This is a genomic window from Tardiphaga sp. 37S4, assembly GCF_021044645.1.
Classification (GTDB): Bacteria; Pseudomonadota; Alphaproteobacteria; order Rhizobiales; family Xanthobacteraceae; genus Tardiphaga; species Tardiphaga robiniae.
In genome coordinates, this window is the sequence record NZ_CP088008.1 from 4157853 (window position 1) to 4179549 (window position 21697).

Annotated in this window: 19 protein-coding genes and 1 pseudogene; 8 read left to right on the plus strand and 12 right to left on the minus strand. The window is 62.4% G+C overall.

All coding sequences use genetic code 11. From position 1 onward, the window contains the following. Positions 1 to 128 precede the first annotated feature (128 nt). Together LPB73_RS19700 and LPB73_RS19705 are read right to left on the minus strand one after the other, a co-directional pair. Complete coding sequence (locus tag LPB73_RS19700; protein ID WP_231077910.1) at positions 129 to 1355, minus strand: DUF1501 domain-containing protein; 1227 nt, start codon at positions 1353 to 1355, stop codon at positions 129 to 131. Then, positions 1352 to 2845 carry a DUF1800 domain-containing protein gene (locus tag LPB73_RS19705; protein ID WP_231077911.1) on the minus strand — a complete coding sequence of 498 codons (1494 nt, stop codon included), beginning with the start codon at positions 2843 to 2845 and terminating at the stop codon, positions 1352 to 1354. Before LPB73_RS19705 ends, LPB73_RS19700 begins: the two co-directional genes overlap by 4 nt. Positions 2846 to 2967: 122 nt before the next feature. On the opposite strand from LPB73_RS19705, the gene LPB73_RS19710 reads away from it, so the two are divergent. Next, positions 2968 to 3171, plus strand: a complete 204-nt coding sequence (locus LPB73_RS19710) for a hypothetical protein (RefSeq protein WP_231077912.1) — start codon at positions 2968 to 2970, stop codon at positions 3169 to 3171. 54 nt (positions 3172 to 3225) lie between these two features. Here the strand turns inward: LPB73_RS19710 and LPB73_RS19715 are convergent, their stop codons facing one another. The 4 genes and pseudogenes from LPB73_RS19715 to LPB73_RS19730 form a co-directional block, all read right to left on the minus strand. After that, entirely contained in the window at positions 3226 to 4698 is a 1473-nt protein-coding gene (locus tag LPB73_RS19715; RefSeq protein ID WP_231077913.1) for a sensor domain-containing diguanylate cyclase, read from the minus strand. 171 nt (positions 4699 to 4869) lie between these two features. Continuing rightward, a pseudogene (locus LPB73_RS19720) lies at positions 4870 to 5539 on the minus strand (glutathione S-transferase family protein). 18 nt (positions 5540 to 5557) lie between these two features. After that, entirely contained in the window at positions 5558 to 6268 is a 711-nt protein-coding gene (locus LPB73_RS19725) for a glutathione binding-like protein (RefSeq protein WP_231077914.1), read from the minus strand. A 193-nt stretch (positions 6269 to 6461) separates the two neighbouring features. Next, the gene (locus tag LPB73_RS19730; RefSeq protein WP_231077915.1) at positions 6462 to 7238 is read right to left on the minus strand and encodes a DUF4394 domain-containing protein; all 777 of its coding nucleotides are present in this window, start codon (positions 7236 to 7238) and stop codon (positions 6462 to 6464) included. 153 nt (positions 7239 to 7391) lie between these two features. Here LPB73_RS19730 and LPB73_RS19735 point away from each other — a divergent pair, with 153 nt between their 5' ends. Further along, positions 7392 to 7970: a sigma-70 family RNA polymerase sigma factor gene (locus LPB73_RS19735; protein ID WP_231077916.1), complete on the plus strand. Its 579-nt coding sequence runs from the start codon at positions 7392 to 7394 to the stop codon at positions 7968 to 7970. Continuing rightward, the gene (locus LPB73_RS19740) at positions 7967 to 8731 is read left to right on the plus strand and encodes an anti-sigma factor (protein WP_231077917.1); all 765 of its coding nucleotides are present in this window, start codon (positions 7967 to 7969) and stop codon (positions 8729 to 8731) included. Before LPB73_RS19735 ends, LPB73_RS19740 begins: the two co-directional genes overlap by 4 nt. Positions 8732 to 8788: 57 nt before the next feature. Here the strand turns inward: LPB73_RS19740 and LPB73_RS19745 are convergent, their stop codons facing one another. Both LPB73_RS19745 and LPB73_RS19750 read right to left on the minus strand, forming a co-directional pair. Continuing rightward, on the minus strand, positions 8789 to 10045 hold the full coding sequence (locus LPB73_RS19745) for a hypothetical protein (RefSeq protein ID WP_231077918.1): 1257 nt from the start codon (positions 10043 to 10045) through the stop codon (positions 8789 to 8791). Next, positions 10006 to 10332: a hypothetical protein gene (locus LPB73_RS19750; RefSeq protein ID WP_231077919.1), complete on the minus strand. Its 327-nt coding sequence runs from the start codon at positions 10330 to 10332 to the stop codon at positions 10006 to 10008. The genes LPB73_RS19745 and LPB73_RS19750 overlap by 40 nt, the downstream gene beginning before the upstream one ends. 121 nt (positions 10333 to 10453) lie before the next feature. On the opposite strand from LPB73_RS19750, the gene LPB73_RS19755 reads away from it, so the two are divergent. Next, on the plus strand, positions 10454 to 11497 hold the full coding sequence (locus tag LPB73_RS19755; RefSeq protein WP_231077920.1) for a hypothetical protein: 1044 nt from the start codon (positions 10454 to 10456) through the stop codon (positions 11495 to 11497). Between the two features lie 32 nt (positions 11498 to 11529). Here the strand turns inward: LPB73_RS19755 and LPB73_RS19760 are convergent, their stop codons facing one another. Next, positions 11530 to 13494, minus strand: coding sequence for an alkyl/aryl-sulfatase (locus LPB73_RS19760; protein ID WP_231081196.1), 1965 nt, complete (start codon positions 13492 to 13494; stop codon positions 11530 to 11532). Between the two features lie 115 nt (positions 13495 to 13609). Between LPB73_RS19760 and LPB73_RS19765 the strand changes: the two genes are divergently transcribed. Both LPB73_RS19765 and uvrB read left to right on the plus strand, forming a co-directional pair. Further along, positions 13610 to 13999 (plus strand): EF-hand domain-containing protein, encoded by a 390-nt coding sequence (locus LPB73_RS19765; RefSeq protein ID WP_231077921.1) that lies wholly within the window; start codon positions 13610 to 13612, stop codon positions 13997 to 13999. A 40-nt stretch (positions 14000 to 14039) separates the two neighbouring features. After that, on the plus strand, positions 14040 to 17057 hold the full coding sequence (uvrB, locus tag LPB73_RS19770; protein ID WP_231077922.1) for an excinuclease ABC subunit UvrB: 3018 nt from the start codon (positions 14040 to 14042) through the stop codon (positions 17055 to 17057). Between the two features lie 97 nt (positions 17058 to 17154). Here the strand turns inward: uvrB and LPB73_RS19775 are convergent, their stop codons facing one another. Further along, positions 17155 to 17946 carry a DUF3800 domain-containing protein gene (locus tag LPB73_RS19775; RefSeq protein ID WP_231077923.1) on the minus strand — a complete coding sequence of 264 codons (792 nt, stop codon included), beginning with the start codon at positions 17944 to 17946 and terminating at the stop codon, positions 17155 to 17157. Between the two features lie 661 nt (positions 17947 to 18607). On the opposite strand from LPB73_RS19775, the gene LPB73_RS19780 reads away from it, so the two are divergent. Then, positions 18608 to 18835, plus strand: a complete 228-nt coding sequence (locus tag LPB73_RS19780; RefSeq protein WP_231077924.1) for a hypothetical protein — start codon at positions 18608 to 18610, stop codon at positions 18833 to 18835. Between the two features lie 3 nt (positions 18836 to 18838). On the opposite strand, the gene LPB73_RS19785 is transcribed toward LPB73_RS19780, so the two are convergent. Next, a complete protein-coding gene (locus tag LPB73_RS19785) occupies positions 18839 to 19648 on the minus strand; it encodes a transporter substrate-binding domain-containing protein (protein WP_231077925.1) in 810 nt (269 codons plus the stop codon). A gap of 212 nt (positions 19649 to 19860) precedes the next feature. Between LPB73_RS19785 and LPB73_RS19790 the strand changes: the two genes are divergently transcribed. After that, positions 19861 to 20565: a hypothetical protein gene (locus LPB73_RS19790; protein ID WP_175367596.1), complete on the plus strand. Its 705-nt coding sequence runs from the start codon at positions 19861 to 19863 to the stop codon at positions 20563 to 20565. A gap of 106 nt (positions 20566 to 20671) precedes the next feature. Here the strand turns inward: LPB73_RS19790 and LPB73_RS19795 are convergent, their stop codons facing one another. Further along, entirely contained in the window at positions 20672 to 21694 is a 1023-nt protein-coding gene (locus LPB73_RS19795; protein ID WP_231077926.1) for a S1C family serine protease, read from the minus strand. Positions 21695 to 21697 lie beyond the last annotated feature (3 nt).

The following is a 21697-nucleotide window of genomic DNA, read 5'->3' on the forward strand; positions in this document are numbered from 1 at the left end:
CCCCTCTCCCCCAGCGCGAGGGCTCTATCGTGCTTGCGGCTAGACCCTCTCCCGCCTTCGCTTCGCTCAGGCACCCTCTCCCGCTGCGCGGAGCTTCGCTCCGCTGGGGGAGAGGGGAAGCAAGAAAGCTACCCCACCAATCCCTTCGCCGGCTTCACCAGCGCACTGTCAGGAAACACCTGCTCGGCCAGTGCACGCTCGCTGATGCCGAGATGATCGTGCAGCACGCCCTTGAAGATCGCGCGCAGATCCGTGGTTGGCGCGAGATCGCGGGCTTCATAGAGCTTGCCATTCGCAAGGCCGGGCCAGTCCGCAATCACCCGGCCGCCTTTGACCGCACCACCCGCAAGCAGCGCAATCGTGCCGGTGCCGTGATCGGTGCCGGCCGTGCCGTTGATCTTGGCGGTGCGACCGAACTCCGTGGCCACGACCACCACCGTGTCGCGCCAATGTGGCCCAAGCCCGCTCTCGAATTCCGCCAGTGCACCATCCAGACCGCCGAGCAATTGCGCGAGGCGCCCGACCGGGCCGCCCTCCTGTGCATGGGTGTCCCATCCATCGAAGGCCAGCGCCGCGATGCGCGGTCCGTCATCGGCAGCCATCAGCTTCGCTGCGCCGCGTGCGACCTGGCGCATCGCCGCTACGGCATTGCCGCCGCCCTTCGGTTTCATCTCGTCGCCAACGGCAATCTTGTCGAGCTTCAGGCCCTGCGACAGGGCCGTCGCCAAAGCGGGATCGCGGTCCTGATAGAGTTGCATCAGCCGCATCGCCGTATCATCGGCCGCATTGGGCAGATTGACCGGCGCCCAGCCAACCGTTGGCGCGGCGCCGCGCAGCACCAGCGGCGTGGTCGGTCCGATCGCAAGACCGGACGAGACGCGTTCGCCACGCGGTAGCGCTTCGATGGCGCGATTGAGCCAGCCCGACTGCACGCGGCCGGGGCCGGCATAGCCGCTCTCCAGTACGTCCTGGCCGTCGAAATGCGAACGTTCGCGATAGGACGTCGCCACCGCATGGACCACGGCAGCTTTCTTGTCGCCATACATCCGCGCAAATTCCGGCATCGCTGGATGCATGCCGAAGAACGAGTCCAGCGCGATGGCTGCGTTCGGGCCATCCTTCGCCAGCGCGATCGAGCCGTGCAGACCGGCATAATCGAGGTCGCCGAGCGGCGCGACGGTGGCCAGACCATCGAGCGCGCCGCGCAGGATCACCACGATCAGGCGCGGATCGCGCGCGTCGGCGGCCCTAGCGAATTTCGGCAGATAGGCCCAGGCGGCAAAGGCCGCGCCTGATAACAGAAGCGAGCGGCGTGTGGGGCCGAGCATGCGGCTTTCACAGCAGTCCATCGTCATCTCCTCTGAAATTCCGGCGACATCAGCAGCAGCGTCAGTGCCTGCTGCCGCGTCTCCGCGCGCGCGATCGTCTGTCGTGTTTCGGATGAGGCCGCCTCGCCGGCGACCACGTCGAGCATCTCGCGCGGATCGATACTGTCGGGAATGCGCGACGAAACCTGTGCGGCGAGATCGAGCCGCAGCTTCATGCCTTCGGGCACCGCCCAGGCGGCATTGCCGTCCGGAAAGCCGTTCGGCCCCGGCGGTGTCCAGAGCGGCTGGCCAAGCGTCTGCAGTCCCGCAAAGTAACGGCCGGGATCTTCGGGGATGCGCGCCAGCAGGCGGCCGGTGGAGATCAGATATTCATAGGGCGTGCGCAGCTTGGCCATCGGCATCTGCCAAGCTTCATTGGAATCGAGCAGCGCCAGCGCCAGCGCCTTCAGATCGCCGTCGGTCTTTCTGAACACGCCTTCCAGCCGAGCCAGCAGTGCCGGCGGCGGCGCATCGGCCACGAAATGTTGCGCGAATTTCCTGGCGATGAATGTCGCCGTCGATGGCTGCCGCGCAAGATCGGCGAGCGCTGTTTCGCCTTGCGCCGCACCGTTGTCGTCATAGGTCTTGCCCAGCAATTGCTGCGGCCCCGGTTCATGCGCATTGGCGTTGAAGGCAAAACTGCCGGGCGTGCCGATCTTTCCTTCGCGTCCGGCAAAGGTCCAGCCGGTGATGATGCGCGCCAGCGACGTCACGTCCTGCTGCGTGTAACCACCGCCGACGCCGAGCGTATGCAGCTCCATGATCTCGCGTGCGAGATTTTCATTGAGGCCGCGCTTGCCCCTCTCACCGGCTTTCGAATTCGGGCCGATCGATTGCTGGTTGTCGAGAAAGAACAGCATCGCCGGATGCTGTTCGACGGCTTTCAGCATGTCGGCAAATTTGCCCAGCACATAGGGGCGGATCGCCTCGCGTTCGAAAGAGCCAGCCCACATCCGCGCCGGGTCGCCCTTGCTGGCCGAGATGCAGAAATGGTTCGACCAGAACACGACGAGGCGTTCGACAAAGCCACCCTCGGTAATGGTCGCGCGCTGGATCCGCGCCAGCGCTTCTGCACGATAGGTCTTCTGCACCACATTGGGCGGCAGCGCGACGGCCGGCGGCGGCTTCGCCGCATCAGGCTGCACTGTCATGGTGGTATTGCCAGTCATCGCGGGAGCTTCCGGCTTCCTGTCCATCGCAGCCGGCGGCGCTTCGACCGGGACCAGCCCTGGGGTCTTCAACGCTGCCTCGCGCGCGGTCTTCACCTCGAGCTGATAGGCGAACATCGCCTGCCCCAGCTCGGTCGTCGATTGCAGACCCGGCAATTCCAGCAGCGCCGCATTGGGGCGCGCCAGCTCGGCCTTCACGAAGCCGCGAGGATCGGAGGCCGCATTGACGATATCACCGGAGGCACCGCCCCGCGCGCCAAAGCCGAAGCGATTCAGCGCGATCAGCGCACCTTGCGGGTCGCGGGCCATCGGGTTTCCCTCACTCTGCCTTCGTCCTATGATGCATCTGGCCGTCACAGGCGCCACACCCGATATACGGGTGGAACAGATGAACCCGGCATGAAAATCGCGCTGAAATTTGGGCTGCTTTCATGAATTATCGGACAGAAACTACACAGCCGCTCAGCCGCCGCCTCACCTGTTCGGACTGCGGGACTGAATTCGGCTGCGACCTGTCGGGCAATTGCTGGTGCGCCGAAGAGACCGCAAAACTGCCGATGCCGACCACAGGCGGCGATTGCCTGTGCCACGACTGCCTGCGCGCCAGGGCAGCGGCGGCGCACGCCACGACTTGACGGACGTGCCTGATCCACGTCGCGCACGATTGCGCGCCGGCTCGAGCAGCTTGCCTACACCATGCCCGCGCTGCGCCGGTCACGATCGGGTTGCGCATAGTAGCTGCGTTTGGCCTGCAGCATTTCCATATCGGCGCGCTTGACCACGGCTTCGAGCCGCTCGCCGGTCCGGCTGGTGGCAATCCCGGTGGAGAGGCTCAGCGTCAGATCAGGATAGTACTGGTTGTTGACCTCGATCAGTCGCGCCAGCGAGGCAAGCACAGCTTCGCCGCCGGCAGCATCGACTCCGGGCAGCAAGATGGCGAATTCGTCGCCGCCGATGCGCGACACCGTCGCCGGCTTTTCGACCAGTTCGCCGAACACTTCACCGGCCCGGCGCAGCAACCCGTCGCCGGCGGCATGGCCAAGCTCGTCATTGGCAGTCTTCAGCGCATTGAGATCGGCAACGATCACGGTGACCGGTTGCGATCCCTTGCGTTCGAGCCGGTTGAGTTCGTCCACGAAGAACGAGCGGTTCGTGGTGCGCGTCAATACGTCGTGGGTGCCGAGATATTCCAGATAGGCTTCCGCCTTCTTGCGCGCGGTGATGTCGGTCAGCGCGACCTGCACCTGTGACCAGTCGCGCTCATGCCCCGGCAACACCGAGAACTGCAGCAGCAGATGCAGCTTGGTGCCGTCGAGTGCGTAGTTGACGACCTCACGCTGCTGGAACAGTTTGCCCTCCCAGAGGTCGATCAACTGTTCGCGGAAATGCGGCTCCATCTCGTCGCGAAACACATCCGACAACTGACGGAGCAACGTGTCCTTGTCGGGCGCGCCGAACAGTTCCAGCGTACGGCTGTTGACATCGAGCACGCGGATCTCGCTCATGCAGCGCAAAACGAATTCCTCGTGCACATCCGTGAACACGCGAAAATCCTCGATGCCGCGCGCGCGAACGTCGTCCACCAAGCGCTTGACGCCGCTGAAATCCTCGACCCACAGCGACACCGGCGAATGCGCGAACAGGCCGAACGCATAATTCTCGCTCTCCGCGAGGCGACGACGCGCGCCTTCACGTTCGGTCACATCCTCGATGGCGATCATCACGCGATCCCAACGCTCTTCATGCCCGGGCAGAACAATGCCGTGCAGCTGGATGTCGAGGCGCTCACCCTTCAGCGTGTAGTTGACCGTATGGCTGGAAAAATGATTCCGGCCGCTCCAGAGCTGGGCCAGTTCCGACACATGACTCTTGAACGTATCGTCGCGCATCACCAGGCCGAGACTGAGCGTCAGGTGAGACAGGTCGCGCGCGCCGAACAGTGACAGCGTCTTGCGATTGACCTTGAGAATGCGGATGTGCTGCGAGCACTCACGGACCCGTTCGGGATTGGCGAGCAGGAATGTCTCGATGTCGTCGACGCCCTGCGCCTGCCACTGTTCGAACAGCCCCTTCACATCGCTGTAGTCCTCGATCCAGAGCGAGACCGGGGCAAGATCGAACATCACCGCATCGTCGGCGAGATTGGTAGGCGGAACGGACATAGAGACCTTGGCGCGTGAGACAGCGTGAATCGTTGAGGTATTCCCTTATAGCGAGAGTTACAGGGAATATCCTCGGATTTTCACGAAGGCACCAAGCACCATCGAGAACAACGCTGGTATGCGGACATGAATACCAGCGTTGCTCAATTCATCGCCCGTAGAGAGTGGAACTCAGACCGGATAGCCCGCCGAGTTCCGCGCCATGCCGTTAAAAGCATCAAGCATTCTTTCGCGCCATGCATAGATCGCGTCGTCTTCCGCCAGCAGCTTGAACGGCGAGATCGCGCGCGCCCACTGGAACGGGCCGAACACGATGTAGTCGGCATAGTTCGGCGCGGCACCACCAAGGAACGGCTGCGTCTTCAGGGTGAGGCGCATCGGATCAAGCGACTTGCGGAAGGCATCTACGCCCGTGTCGCGATTGGATGCGACCTCTTCCAGCGACTTCTTGAACCGCGCTTCGCGGCTCTCGCGGAAATAGGCTTGGTCGACCGGACGCAGATGACCATGAATATCCGCAACGATGAACGGAAACATGCCGGCGACAACGACCATGTCGCCCCACCAGTTCAGCATACGCCCCATGGCGCGGCCGCCCTCGCCGCCGAACAGTGACGGACGATCCGGATAGGTGTCTTCGAGATAATTGGCGATCGCCCAGGAGTCGTTGACCGCGCGCTCCCCATCGAGCAGCACTGGCACCTTGTCGGATTTGTGCTTGTTGATCGCGTCCTTCTCGGTGAAGCGCGCCACCCTTATGTGCCAGCGCCATCCGGACGCGCCAGCAATACGGGCTGAAGGGACGATCCTCCTTGGTGCCGCCCAGTTCGAACAGCTCCAGCGCCGTGGCGACCTCGCGTCAGTTCTTCACCACAGCCGAGGTCTGGCCGAACAGCAGCTTGCGCTCTTCCTCGGTGCGGATCGGCGGCTGGCCGAAATTCGGATTGACCTCTTTGGCGATCTCGTAAGCGCGCTTGACCGCCGGCCGCTCGGCGATGGTTTCGAGCCAGCGCTTGAGATGCGGGAAGTCGTTGATGTCCTGGCCCTGGTTCTTGTAGGGCACGATCCAGGGATAGCTCGCCATATCGGCAATCGAATAGTCGCCGGCGATGAATTTGCGATCCGCGAGGCGCTTGTTGAGCACGCCATAGAGCCGGTTGGTCTCGTTCACATAGCGATCGATGGCGTAAGTGATCTTTTCCTGCGCGTAGTTGCGGAAGTGATGGTTCTGTCCGGCCATCGGGCCGAGGCCGCCCATCTGCCAGAACACCCACTGGATCGCATCATAGCGCACAGCGAGATCATCGGACAGGAACTTCCCGGTCTTCTCGGCGAGATACAGCAGCATCGCGCCGGACTCGAACACCGAGATCGGTTTCGAGCCGCTCTTGGGCGCATGATCGAGCAGCGCCGGAATGCGATTGTTCGGCGCGATGGCCAAAAACTCGTCCCTGAACTGGTCACCCTTGCTGATATTCACCGGAATGATCTTGTAGGGGAGCCCCGTCTCCTCAAGAAAGATCGTGATCTTGTGGCCGTTCGGCGTGCTCCAGTAATAGAGATCGATCATCAGGTGTTCCTGCGCGCGTTGGATGGCATGCATCCGAACTGAATGCGGTTGCATCGAGTTCGCCAGAACGACCAAGTGAAGTCAATGCCGGCGCAGCACCGGAATGCAGATCCGTCCTGCGAAAGACGAATGCCGCGCTCCCATGGAGGGCGGCATTCCATTGGCGATGTTGCGTGAAATCGCAGCGTGCGACTTACATGCCCATGATCGCGATATCCGTCACCTTGCCGGTGACGCCGGAGATCTTGGCGGCTTCGGTCGCGTTGCCAGTGGCGAGATCGACCGAATAGAGCGTGCCATCGGCCATCAGCCAGGCTTCGTTCTTGCTGCCGTCCGACCAGATGTCGAAGGCGACGCTCGCCGGCTTGATGCCGAGCTTGCCGACGGCGCCGAGGATGCCGTCATTCGGCGGCGCCTGCTTGACCAGCGCACCGATGGTGCCGTCGATGTTGAACAGCGCGGTCTCCTTGGTGCCCTTCACCGAATTGGTGTAGGCGCCGGCAATGACATTCGGCTTCTCGCCCTTGTGCATGTCGGTCTCGGCATATTTGTGATCGCCGTCCTTCGTCACCTTGCCGTCGTCGACATTGGCGCGCAGGCTCATGCCGTCCGAGCCCATCACGCGCAGACGGTCGGCCACGGGGTTGAAGTCGACGGTGGCGGTGACGCCCTTGGCCAGCATGGTGTCGAGCTTCGACTTCACCGTCGCCTTGCCGTCGGCGGCAATGGTAACCACGGTGCCGTCATCGACCAGACCGTAGAGCATGCCGTCGGCCGGGCGGACATCGATGCCGACCAGCGCGCCGGAAATACCAGTGACCTTGACCGAGCCGGTCGCCTTCTTCTGCGCAGTATCGACCGTGGCGATGGTGTCGCCACCGACCAGGGCTGCGACCTGGGCGGCATTGGCGGCGGCCGCGGGGATCAGCAGCAATGCTGCGGAGGCGGCGAAAAGCGAACGAAATGACATAAGTGGCTCCCTGTGTTTCCGCGGTCCCCTCGGGACCGACACAGGGACTACCGGCGGGCCCTGCCGACTGGATGCACGCCCCTGAAAATAAATTCATTTGGGTGCATCCAATTGCGCGCGGCAAAGGTAGACTGACCATGCAAGGGCATGGACATGACTGGGAATGGCACCATCACCGAGACCCGGCGCGACGAGGCGGGCCTCGACCACGCGCGCGAGGCGCAGCTGTCGGCAGCGCTGGCGCGATGCGCCGCCGGCGACCGGGCGGCTCTGCAGATGATCTACAACAGCGAAGCCCCGAAGATGATCGGCGTCGCCCGCCGCATCCTGTTCCGGCAGGATCTGGCGGAGGAAGCCGTGCACGATGCCTTCGTGCGAATCTGGGGCGCGGCCGCCTCGTTCGATCCGCATCGCGGCAGCGCCCGCGGCTGGCTCTATGCTGTCGTGCGCAACCGCGCGCTCAGCATTCACCGCAACGAGCATCGCTATGACGCGTCCGACGACAGCGCGCTCGATATCGACTGCGAGGCGACCGTGACGCGGATGCCCGAGACATCCGCGCTGCGCAAATGCCTGGAGCGCATCGACCGGCCACGCCGCGATGTCGTGGTGCTGGCCTATGTCCATGGCATGAGCCATGGCGAACTGGCCGGACGGCTGAAGGTGCCCTTGGGCACCGTAAAGAGCTGGGTCCGCCGCAGTCTGTTCGCACTGCAGGAGTGCATGGGATGAGCATGCACGACGACAATACGCATCCCACCGACGATCTCGCCGCCGACTATGTGATGGGCCTGCTCGAAGGCGCGGAGCTTGCCGCTGCCGAAGCGCGCATGACCGACGATGCCGATTTTGCCAGAGCCGTCAGCACCTGGCGGGAGCGATTGGCCGATCTTGACGCCACAGCCGAAGCGCTCGCCCCCAGTGCCGCACTATGGGACCGCATCGCCGACTCCACCAAGGTGAAACCGGCGATCCCGCTGCCTGGCGCCCGCGCCGCGCTGCGCGGCGCAACGCTGTGGGACAATATCGGCTTCTGGCGCGGCACCGGGATCGGCGGCGTGTTCGCGGCCTTGATGCTGGTGGTGATCCTGATCGGCGCGCTCGCGACCTCGCGCCAGCTCCGCCGCGAACTGATCGCGCTGGCGCAGCGCAAGCCGATCTATGTCGCCGTGCTGGTCAACGACGCCACCAGGGAAACCGGCGCCATCGTCAACACCTTCTCCGACGGCCGCGTCGAACTGATCCCGCTGCGCCCGATCGACGTGCCCGCCGGCCGCACGCTGCAGGTCTGGACCCTGTGGGACCGCGACATCGGCCCGAAGTCCATCGGCCTCACCGGACAGTCGCGGACATTGCAGCTCGATCTGGAAGCATTGCCGGATACTGTGGCAGATCAGTTGTTCGAGATCACGCTGGAGCCCGAAGGCGGCTCGCCGATCGGTCGTCCGACCGGGCCGATTTTGTTCAAGGGGAATGCGGCAAAGGCGCTTTAAGCCTTCTCATCGCTCGTGCCGAAGTCACGCCCCGCGAAATAAAGATTCTGAACGCCATCACTGAGTTGTCGGTTGCGTAGGCTTGTCCGGCTTCGCAATGGAGCCGGTTGGATCAGGGTCCCGGGCGGCTGGACTAGAAGACGATTGCGGTGGACTTGCTGAGGGCTTTGACGGGGGCTGCGCAACTCTTGTGGCTCTCGGTGCAGCGGCACTATCGATGCGATCAAAGCGTTCATTCGGATGACTGAGATTGATCTGAATCGACTGCTTCGTCGCATAGACAGAAGCTTTGGTCATCAGCGCACCGCATTCCGTCTCCGTAAGATAGTTCGTGCAGGACCGCCAGATAAAACGGCTAACGAGCATAAAGTGTGGCGCGTACGCTTCAACATAGGGGTTTGTATAGTTCATGTTACGAACGAAATTGCGCCAAAGCGAAAGACTGCCGCCACCTCGACTTAAAATGTAGTAAACATAGTCGCGTTTGTCGCAAGGCTCCATGTTTGTGAGCGCAGGCGTACCATCCGCGTTGAAAAGACGAGCGGCATCAGTGCTGATATTGAGGTTGCAGGCCTTGTTGAGCGAATCCAGGATGACCCACATGTTCAGCTCAAGCGCATCCCTGTACAGTGGCAGCAAGATGAGCGTCGGTCCGAGGCTGGAGAAGCTCAGATTGAGCAGATCATCCACGATATTTGTCGCTTCATTCGCAGCCTTGACAGTGAAGATAGCAGCTTTGGCCGATGCAGACAGAACCGGGATTTCACCCACAAGCTTATCGCGGATCGTGGCAAGTTTTGCGTTCGTCTTCTCGTTGAACAGCGCACTCAGAGCTAACCGGTAAAGCGCATAGTCAAGCCGTGCCATCTTCTCATCGAAAAATTGACAATTGGCTGGCTCCGCAAAGGCGATAGTTTTGAAAGTGGCACTCGCTGGCGCATCGCTCGCGACCTGCGCCATCCATTCCGTTAGTGTCCGATTTTGTCGATCCTCACGTGCATCTCCACGATTTTGGTAGAGGCAGGCATAGGCCTCGAAGGCAACACTCAGGGTCTCCTTCAAACTTCCTTCGATCGCGGCTCGGTCTGCTTGATTGTGCCCGCCCTGCCGCGCTGCTGCCATCAAGACGCCAATCAGCATGTAAGATCGAAACAACCGGTGACTCTTGGTGTGCGCCGTAAACAGGACGTAGTCTTCGACCTCTGCCACTACGCCACCCCGACGATCGATCTCCGCACACCCCGTCAGCATCGACGCCACCAGAACAAGCGCCGTCATTCGCGCAGTAAAGCGCGTCGCGAATCCTGAAAACATGATCGCCCCCAAGCAAATCTTTGATTTGTAATGGGGTGAAGCTCGCCAGATTCGCGGCACATCCCGTAGTTGATATTTATCAGGGCATTTCCTTTGATTGATTTATCCACATCAATCGCTTTCGGGTTGAGTGTCCATTCGCGCAGCTGGCGCAGCACGGCGGCGCCCGTCGCTTCGTCGTGGTCCCGACTGTCGCCGGAAATCGTCGCCGACCAGCCGTTCGAGATCACCCGGGAGCACGAAGACGGCTCGCCGGCCTGCCATCCGACCGGGCCTGTATCGTTCAAGGGCAATGCCGCGCGGGCGTTGTAGTCTCACGGCGACCGGTTTTGGCCCTTGAACGCTTCGGCCTGTGTAAGCGACAAAGGGCAGTGTTCGGCGTCGAATGGCGCATTGCGGAGAGAGTGCATGCGATATTCGACCGATGATCTGCGCGCGGCTGTCACAGCCGGCGTGCTTCCTTCCACGCAGCTCGACGCCCTGCTGGCTTTCCTCACGGCGCGTGTGCCGGAGCAGCCGGCTGCCGGGCCCAAATTCGACGTCGTGCATTTGCTCTGGTACGCAGGCGCGCTGGTGGTGATATCAGCCATGGGGCTGTTCTCGACGCTGGCGTTTTCGCAAATGGGCGGGCCGGCGCTAACCGCCACTGCCCTTGTCTATGCCGGCCTGTTCACCGCCGCCGGTCACTATCTCTGGACGGTCAAGAAGCTGCGCACACCGGGTGGTCTGCTGATCGCGGTCGCCGTGGCGATGACGCCGCTCGCCGTGTTCGGCATACAGGACGCCTATGGTGCCTGGACCGATTTCGGTCGGCCGGCGGCGATGCGCGATTTCTATGTCTGGATCAAGGGCAGCTTCGTCTTCATGGAGCTTGCGACCATCGCCGCGGCGATCGTGGCACTGCAATTCTATCGCTTTCCCTTCATCGTCTTCATCATGGCGGTCGCGCTATGGTTTCTGTCGATGGATGTCGTGCCCTGGATCGCGGGCGCGAGCTACGGCGACTGGGAACTATCGCGCAAGGTGTCCATCTGGTTCGGCCTTGGCATTCTGGTTGCTGCGGTGATCGTCAACCTGCGCCAGCGCAGCGGCGATTTCGCATTCTGGCTTTATCTGTTCGGCGTGCTGACATTCTGGGGCGGCATCACCGCCACATCGAACGGCACCAATCTCGACAAGGCGCTATACTGCCTGCTGAACGTCGGCTTCCTGTTGATCTCGGTCGGTTTGTCGCGACGAGTCTTTGCGGTGTTCGGCACCATCGGCATTGCGATCTATCTCGGCGACCTCGCCGAGAAGATTTTTAAGGATTCGATGCTGTTCCCGTTCGCGCTGTCGCTGATCGGCATCGGCATCATTGCGCTGGGGCTGTATGTCCATCGCCACCAGCGCGACATCGGCGCCTGGGTCGATGCGCGCCTGCCCGAATCGCTCAAGCGCCTGCGAGCGTAACCGGTCGCCGGACAGGCGCGATATAGCCGGACCTATTCCGCGCGCACTTTCTTCGGTTCCACGATCTCGAATCCCGGTGAGAATTCGTCCAGCAGACCGAACAATTCGCGCAGCTTGAGCGGATTGCCGCTGAGCGATGTCTCCCCGGCGGCCACACTGTCCGCAAAGGTGCGCTGCTTCAGCGTGATAGCGTCGAGCGCTGCGCGGGTCAGCGTCACGCTGGCGTCGGCGTTGTCCGAAAGTTTGCCCGACATATGCGTCAGTGCTGAATTCTCCAGGTTCATCACGTAGGTTTCATTGAGATCGGTGAAAGTCCAGTTGATGACGATCTTCTTGCCTTCTGCCTTCGTCGCGTTGAGCCGCACCCCGAGAAAATCGAAGGCCAGATCGATGGATACGCCCTTGAGCAGCTCGGCGTTCGCCAGCGACGATCTCTGCGGCCCGACGCCGCTGCGCAGTTCCAGTGCACCGAGCAGATAAGCATTCCGCCACGTCGCCGCCTCGCTCTGATAGCCCAACTGTTCGAGCGCATCGGCACCGAGATCGCGCGCCTCCTTGTTCGACGGATCGGCGAACACGACCCGACTCATCACGCTGGCGACCCAGCGATATTGCCCTGCTTTGAAATCCTCGCGCGCGCGTTTGATCGTGGCGTCCGCACCGCCCATGTATTCGATCTGCTTCTTCGCCTCCTCTGCGCGCGGCAACGGATTGAGGTCCGCGGGATTGGCGTCATACCAGCCAAGATAGAATTGATAGACCGCCTTGGCATTGTGGCTCAGGGTGCCGTAATAGCCGCGCGACGCCCAATCGTTCGCCAGCGACGGCGGAAGCTTCAATTGCTCCGCGATCTCGGTTGATGTGAGGCCGTGGTTGAGCAACCGCACGGCCTGGTCGTGGATGAATTTGTAGAGATCGCGCTGTTTCTTGAGAAAATTGACGATGCGCTCGTTGCCCCACATCGGCCAGTGATGCTGTGCGATCACGATATCCGTCCTGTCGCCGTAGCGCGCGATCGCCTCGCCGAGGTAGCGCGACCACAACCGGCCGTCGCGAATTTCCGCGCCGCGGATGGTGTAGAGATTGTGCATGTTGTGGGTGGCATCTTCCGCCATGTTCAGCAATTTGAACTGCGGAAAATACAAGATCATCTCGCTTGGGGCTTCCGAGCCCGGCACCAGATGAAATTCGATCTCGACGCCATCGACGATGCGCGTCTCGTAGGACTGCTTGATGAGGTCGTTTGGGGGGGTCAGCGAGATCGTCCCCCTCGCTAATGCCTTGCCCAACCCCGTATCGACCTGGGCGCGCTCGCCGACTGGCAGCGCGCTGCCGAACTGGTATTGCGCGCGGCGCGACATCGCATTGCCGGCAATGATGTTCTCCGCCACCGCATGCTCCATGAAGCCGTCGGGCGCAATCACCTTGACCTTGCCCTGCCTGGCGTCGTTCTCGCTGATGACGCCCTGGGCGCCGCCGAAGTGATCGGCATGGCTGTGGGTGTAGATCACGGCGGTAACGGGCTTCGCAGGCCGGTTCTTCAGATAAAGTTCGAGCGCGGCTTTTGCGGTCTCGTTCGACAGCAGCGGATCGATCAGGATCAGGCCGCTGTCGCCCTCGATGATGGTCATGTTGGAAATATCGAGCCCGCGCACTTGATAAACGCGCTCGGTGACCTTGAAGAGGCCGTTGATCGCGTTGAGCTGCGCCTGTCGCCACAGGCTGGGATTGACGGTCGCCGGCACAGCGTCGTTTTGCAGGAACGCATAGGGCTTGGTGTCCCATGCCGGCCTACCGTCCGGACCTGCGATCACGCCATCCGGCAGCGTGGCGATGAAGCCGCGTTTGGCATCATCGAAATCGGCGCGGTCGGAAAACGGCAGCGTCTTCAGCACCGATTCGTTCAGCCCCTTCGTGGCCGGCTCGGCGTCCCTGGACTGGGCGAGGCACGGCGCTGTTGCAAATCCTATTGCAGTGCACAGCAATATTGTCGGCATCACACGCATGGCAATCCCTCGCAGACCAAGGCCGCATCGCCGGATTTGAGTGTTGAACCCGGAATCCGAATGACGCATCCTGATTGAAATATAGAGTACGCCAAGGGAGATGATCATGACCACACGCCGCACGGTTCTGCTATCTCTCGCGATACCTCTTGCCGCGCTGGTGCCGGCGCAGGCCGCCTCCTTCCTCGCGCAGCTCGATCCCGACAAGGATGGCACCGTCGACCTCGCCGAGGCCAAGGCGGCCGCCGGCAAACTGTTCGACAAGCTCGACCGCGACAAGGACGGCACGCTGGACGCCCGGGAGCTGCGTGAACGGCTGAGCAAGGGCGAATTCGCGGCCGCCAATCCGGACAATGACGGCACGCTCGACAGAGCGGAATATCTCGCCGTGGTGGAAACCCGGTTCCGCGCGGCAAATCCCGATAATGACGGCACCATCGATGCCAGGGAATTCGCCACGCCGGCCGGCAAGAAGCTGTTGAAGCTGCTGAAATAGGGCCCTTTTATCGCCACCGGACTCGCCCCATATTCCGCCCATGGCGAAGAAACCCGACTCTCCGAAAAAGCCCACAAAATCAATCAAGACACCCGCCGCCAAGCCTGGCGCCGGCCGTCCCGACGTCAAGCCGATCGGGCCTGCCCTGGCGGAACTGCTGAATCCGGCGATCAATCGCGGCGATGCCGGCATGGGCTCGGGCACCGGGTTGCAGCCGCCACCGAGTAATTCCTTCGAGCGTCGTTCCGGCGGCGAGGCCGCGGTGCATCGCGCGCGCAAATCGACGCCGAAGAAGTTCGAGGGCGACGAAGGCATGCGGCCGACGCCATTGCAGCCGTTTCCGCAGCCGGTGGTGGCGCCTTATGCGCCGCGGCTGAGCGAGCAGAAGGGTCTCGAGGAAGCGCCGCAGGCCAATTACAACACCTCGGCCTCGATCCCGACGCTGGATCCGGAACTGGCCAAGCAGCTCGGCTTCACCACCGAGGAAGAAGACGCCGAGGCGCTGACGGCGCGCCCGCCGCGCAACAAGATGGAAGCACTGGGCGTGCAGGCCACAGCCGATGCGCTGGAAGCGCTGGTGCGCGATGGCCGTCCGGAGTTCAAGGACCAGAAGGTGTGGACGCCGCACCGTCCGCCGCGCCCGGAGAAATCCGAAGGCGGCGTGCGCTTCGAGCTGAAGTCCGAATACGAGCCGAAGGGCGACCAGCCTACCGCGATCAAGGAACTGGTCGAAGGCATCGACCGCAACGACCGCACCCAGGTTCTGCTCGGCGTCACCGGCTCCGGCAAGACCTACACCATGGCCAAGGTGATCGAGGCCACGCAGCGCCCGGCGATCATCCTCGCGCCGAACAAGACGCTGGCCGCGCAGCTCTATGGCGAGTTCAAGAACTTCTTCCCCGACAACGCCGTCGAATATTTCGTCAGCTATTACGACTACTACCAGCCGGAAGCCTACGTCCCGCGCACCGACACCTATATCGAGAAAGACTCGTCCATCAACGAGCAGATCGACCGCATGCGCCACTCGGCGACGCGTGCGCTCTTGGAACGCGACGACGTCATCATCGTGGCCTCGGTATCGTGCATCTACGGTATCGGCTCGGTGGAAACCTATACCGCGATGACCTTCGCGCTGAAGAAGGACGAGCGCATCGACCAGCGCCAGCTGATCGCCGACCTCGTCGCCCTGCAATACAAGCGCACCCAGCACGATTTCACCCGCGGCACATTCCGCGTGCGCGGCGACGTCATCGACATCTTCCCGGCCCACTATGAAGACCGCGCCTGGCGCGTGAACCTGTTCGGCGACACCGTCGAGAGCATCGAGGAGTTCGATCCGCTCACCGGCCACAAGCAGGACGAGCTCGAATTCATCAAGATCTACGCCAATTCGCATTACGTGACGCCGCGGCCGACGCTGATCCAGGCCATGAAGTCGATCAAGGAAGAGCTGAAGTGGCGGCTCGACCAGTTGCACAATCAGGGCCGCCTGCTCGAAGCGCAGCGGCTGGAGCAGCGCACCACCTTCGATCTGGAAATGATGGAAGCCACCGGCTCCTGCGCCGGCATCGAGAACTATTCGCGCTATCTCACTGGCCGCCGCCCCGGCGAGCCGCCGCCGACTTTGTTCGAATATGTGCCGGACAATGCGCTGGTGTTTGCCGACGAAAGCCATGTCTCGGTGCCGCAGATCGGCGCCATGTTCAAAGGCGACTTCCGCCGCAAGGCGACGCTGGCAGAATACGGCTTCCGCCTGCCCTCCTGCATGGACAACCGGCCGCTGCGCTTCGAGGAATGGGACATGATGCGCCCGCAATCGATCGCGGTGTCCGCCACGCCGTCCGGCTGGGAGCTGCAGGAATCCGGCGGCGTATTCGTCGAGCAGGTCATTCGCCCCACCGGCCTGATCGATCCGCCGATCAATATCCGCCCGGCCCGCACCCAGGTCGACGATCTGCTCGGCGAAGTCCGCGCCACCGCGGCGCAGGGCTATCGTTCGCTGATCACCGTGCTGACCAAGCGCATGGCGGAAGACCTCACCGAGTTCCTGCATGAGCAGGGCATCCGCGTGCGCTATATGCACAGCGATATCGACACCATCGAGCGTATCGAGATCATCCGGGATCTCCGCCTCGGCGCCTTCGACGCGCTGGTCGGCATCAATCTCCTCCGCGAAGGTCTCGACATTCCCGAATGCGCGCTGGTCGCCGTGCTCGACGCCGACAAGGAAGGCTTCCTGCGCTCGGAGACCTCGCTGATCCAGACCATCGGCCGTGCCGCGCGCAATGTCGACGGCCGCGTCATTCTCTATGCCGACCAGATGACCGGCTCGATGACGCGCGCCATCGCCGAGACCGATCGTCGCCGCGAGAAGCAGGTCGAATACAACACGTTGCACGGCATCACGCCGGAAAGCGTGAAGAAGTCAATCGGCGACATCATGAACTCGGTCTATGAAGGCGACCGCGTGCTGGTGGATATCGGCGGCGGCATGGCCGAAGATGCCATCACCATCGGGCACAATTTCGAAGCCGTGCTGGCCGATCTGGAAGTGCGGATGCGCGAGGCGGCCGCCGATCTGAACTTCGAGGAAGCCGCCCGCCTGCGCGACGAGGTCAAGCGCCTGCGCGCCACCGAACTCGCCGTGGTCGACGACCCCACCGTCAAGCAGCGCGGCGTCGCCGCGCGCGGCGGCGGTTACAAAGGCGAGAAGAAATACGGCGACGCCGCCAATCTTCCGGCGCGTCTCGACAAGGCCGCACAAGGCAAGGCGCGTGGCAAATACGGCAAGAGTTCATCAGCGGGCGGTGCGTCGTCGAAAGTGCACAAGCCGGGGCTCGACGAGATGGGCATCGCGAACTGGCATGAAGTGAAGCCCGCTCGCGGCAAGGAAGTTCAGCGCCCGCGCAAGCCGACGCTGGACGAGATGGGACCGGGCACCGAGAGCAAGATCTTCCAGCCGAAGAACAGCCGCGAGTCCGGGCCGGAGTTTGGCCCCGCGCCAAGATCAACCGGCGGCGCGCCGGGGCATCGGGGCGGGTGGAAGAAGAGGTGAGGATAGCTTGCTAGCGGCGTGCGCAGATTGTGTGGTCGCTCCCATGTCTCCGCACGTCATCCCCGCGAAGGAACGCATAGCCAGTATTGCAGCCTCTCTATTGCCGCCCGTCATAGGCCCAGCTTGGCGGGTATCCATACTCAAAGGAATACGTCAGCGGACGAATACGAAAGATGGCGTAATATAAATCCTGCGCCACGTCGGACCACATGAACCAGAACTCATTGCGAATATTGGCCGCCACATTTCCCCATATAGGTTCAGGAATCGGCTTCTTCAGCAGCATGGCGCTATTCAGTTGCCTGCGCCAGCCCGCATGCAGATCGGCGGCCTGTAAGGCAGGCGTGCTTTTGTCATCAGCAAAAGTCGGCCGCGCCTCGCCAAAATAATTCCCATACTCTTTTGGAAACAGCGTCGAAAAATCATCCCAAGCTCTGAGGACTTTCTTTGTCTGCCCGGGCTGAATGTCGAAAACGTACTCGACCTGATCAGAGATACCATTTGCGATGCATGAGCTGACAAGCCTGTGTATTATTCCGTAGAACAACATCGCATAAGGATTGCCAGCTGCTCCCTTGGCATTTCCAAAGATCCTTTGAAAGACTGCGTGTGGTGCCGATGCACTGATGCCAACGACAGGAAATTGTTCGAATAGATTTACTAGCGCAAGTACCTTGGCGTTGCGCTGCTCCGCGGACCAACCGAGAAATTGGCCTTTAAGACTCAATGCCTCGCTAAACTTGAAATATGAAATTTGTGGCTCTTTACGAAGCGCTACTCGCCAGGCAGTTGAGAACTCTGACCAAACTTCCACCGGAGCAAACCAGCCACCGAGCACATAGATCGGATGCTGCCCAAGCCCGCTGTCATCTATGTAAGCTCTAATCATAATGGCAATATCTCCAAGCCGCCGTGCACTCGCAACGAAAACAAGCGTGCAGGAGTAAATATATTTGACATTATTCCTATAAGACTATATACCCCTTCCCGTCCTGTTCATGAGGGGCGCTTCTCGAGGGCGCTTTCGGAGTGGAGCAGGATACGGCGCCTGCGGACGTGCCTCGCAAGCACGGACTCGGGAGGTCCGGGGTCACCGTCCTGGCCCACTACGGGGCTGCGCCGGAAACGGCTGGACGGGTGCGGGTGAAGGCAGGCGAAAGCCTGTCCGGAACGGAGGGCTTTCATTAGCCCTGCCCAGTACCCGGAAGCACGGTCCCTGGAACAGAAATCGCCGTGATGGAGCGCCGCAAGGCGTTGCGCTGCAGAAGGCGAGGCGTCGCAGCCAAGCCGGATGTGGCGATTATATCCAAGGTGCGCCTTGCGGCGCTCCATTCCCCTCAGTTTTCGAGGGGAGAACGACAGCTCACCTCGGGGCTTTCACCCGCGAGAACGATGTCACATGGCTGTTTGACATTCGAATCGGAGAGACAAATGCGACGGTGCATGCGCGGGCCTGTTGAACCGTTTCGGCGTCCCGCCAACCAATCATGATGCGCGGCCATCACGCCGCATCACGGCGGCAAGTGGCAATGACCGAGTGGCAGTTGGCGATGACCGAGATCAGTGCCCTCAAGAAGCGGCTCGACGACGTCACGCGCGACCACGGCAGAACCCGCACCTATCTGGTCGGGCTGGCATCGGGCATGGTGGCTGCGCTGGCCGCCGCGCTGTTCGAGCAATACGGCAGGACGGCCAGCAACATCTATACCCAGATCATCGTCTTCGTGATCGGTTTTGTCCTCGTCCGCCGCGTCATGCTCTGGACGCTGAAAGGCTGACGCTCACTTCCCCGCCGGCGGCGCGACGTCGGCGACCTGGCCGCTGCGCTTCAACGCGTCGGCGACGAAGCCCGACGCCTTCATCTCCTCGACGAAGGCGGCAAGATAGGCGACGCCAGCCGTGCGCGGCGTGTCGGCAATGCGCGGCATGGCCATTGCCTGCTGGATCTCCTGAAAATGGCCGGACATCACGCGCATCTCCGGATGGTCCTTGGCATAGGCATCGAGCTGCTGGCGCACGCCGGCGGCGGCATCGAGCTTCTCGTCGAGAAACTTGCGGATCATCGCGCTGCCGCCGCCGGCATCGGCGCGCAGCACGGTGGCATGTTTGATGGTGCGGGTGAGATAGAGGTCGTAGGCCGAGCCGAGGCCGACCGACATCCGGACGCCGTCTTTGTCGACGTCATCGACGGTCTTCAGCGGCGAATTCACGGGGACCATGTAGGTGCCCTCGATGATTACATAGGGCGCGGTGAAGATGATCTCCTGCGCGCGCACCGGCTCGATGGCGATGAAGCCGACATCCCAGGCGCCGGCCTTGGCGCCCTCGAACACCTTGCCTGCCGCCTCATAGGGCACATAGTCCACGGCCACGCCGAGGCGCTTGGCGAGTTCAGCGGCAAGATCCGCCGAGACGCCGCGCGGCGCGCCGTCGGGGCCCTTCTGGGCGAGGACGCTATTGCCGTAATTGATCGCGGCGCGGAGTTTGCCTGTGGGAGCGAGATCGCGCAGCACCTCGGGCGACGGCGCCGGCTGGGCGAAAGCCGGGAATGCAGCAGTCATGAACAGCACCATCCATCGTAAAATACGCATCATAGGCCTCCCCGATTTCGGCGCGACCATGCCCGCAAACCCGCCGCGCGACAATCGGCGACCGGGCCCCCAATAACAGCGTGATCAGCCCGGCGCGACCAACCTCCGTTCGTCACGCGGACGGGATGGCTGATATGCCCGGCCGGGAATGCCTGTTATCGCACTGCGCGAGCGTCTACACTGGTGCCCGTTGGCGCAGTGGGTGGCTTTAGGTGTTCGACGGTTTCTACAAATGCGACTACCGGGCGGGCGACGTGGTCGGCCGCAGCGTCATGTATTGCAAGGACGGCCGCATGCTGGGCGGCAACACCGCCTTCGCCCATATCGGCACCTATGAGGAAGCCGACGACGGCATCCATGCGGTGATCCACGGCCAGCGCCATCATGTCGGCTCGCAGTTTCGCACGCTCTATGGCGACGACGACGGCTCGATCCGCGTCCGTGGCATCCATGACGGCAAGAACTACAGGTTCACGGGCGGCGACGCGCAGGGCAAGGGACCGGCCTTCGAATCCGTGATGACGCGGCTCGACGAAGAGGACTTCCCGGACACCGGCACCGTGGGCGATGGCGGCATCGCCAACGGACTGTATTCGCTGCACATGAAAACCCTCGACGGCGTCGAGGACGGGCTGACCGGCGTGATGCTGCTGTTCGACGGCCGCATTCTCGGCGGCGACGCCCGCTTCTATTATCTCGGCGCCTATGGTTCGGCCGGCGGCCGCTGGAAGGGCGAGATCGTCAATCAGGAACACACGCCCGCAGCCGGCGGGAGTTCGCTGTTCGCCGGCTATGAAGTGGGCATCGGCTTTTCCGGCAGCTGCAGCGACGGCTGCGCGGCCTTCGAAGCCACCGCCCTCGCCGGCAAGCGCAGCCTGCGCCTCAAAGCCGAGCTATCGCTGCTGCACAAGGCCTGACGCGGAGCCTTTTCCGTTCCGATTGAATCGGAACGGGGCTCCTGCTTCTTGTTTTACGCGTTTTCTTAACGCGAACCGGTGACCACTTCGCTCGAAAACGCTTTTGTTACGCGCGCGCCAGCACCTTGCGTTCGACGGGATGAATGTCGATGGCACGCAAGCGGCCCATCCGCAGCACGTCGATCTCGATCGTCCGATCGATACGGTCCCGATCAAGAATACGGATCAGATCATCGACGCCATTCACCGGCACGTGATCGAGACTGATCACGACATCGCCAGGCAACAGACCAGCCTTGAACGCCGGACCGTCGGGATCGATCTGGTCGAGTAGCGCGCCCATGGTGTTCTCGATGCCGGCAAGCACCGCATGGCGGCGCGGGATCGGCGCGGTCTGGCCGGACACGCCGATGAAGGCGCGGCGGACATAGCCGTGACGAATGATCTCCGACAGCACGAATTGCGCGGTGTTGCTGGCGACCGCAAAGCAGATGCCCTGCGCGCCCTGGATGATGGCGGTGTTGATGCCGATCACCTCGCCGCGCGACGACACCAGGGCGCCGCCGGAATTGCCGGGATTGAGCGCGGCGTCGGTCTGGATCACGTCCTCGATGTTGCGCCCGCTCACCGAGCGGATCGAGCGGCCGAGTGCCGAGACGACACCGGCCGTGACCGTGGATTCGAAGCCGAGCGGATTGCCGATGGCGACCACGAGCTGGCCGCGCTTCAGGTTCTTGGAATTGCCGAGACCCGCATAACGCAACTCGCGCGCGCCATCGGCCCGCAGCAAAGCAAGATCGGTATCGGGATCGGCGCCGAGCACGCGGGCATCGGTGACGACGCCTTCGGTGTCGCGCAGGCGTATATGCTTCGAATTGCCGACGACATGGCTGTTGGTCAGGACAAGGCCGTCGGGCGAGATGACGATGCCAGAGCCGAGCCCGCCGCGTTCGCGGGCATTCGGCGTCTTGGCTCCGGTCTCGACCCGCACGACCGCGGGGCCGACGCGTTCGGTGACATCGATGACAGCGTTCGAATAGGCATCGAGCAGCGCAGCATCGTTCGGCACTGCGGCAACGGCGGGTGTCGCGGAATCGTCATCTAAGGGATGTGCGGTGATATCAAGCATGGC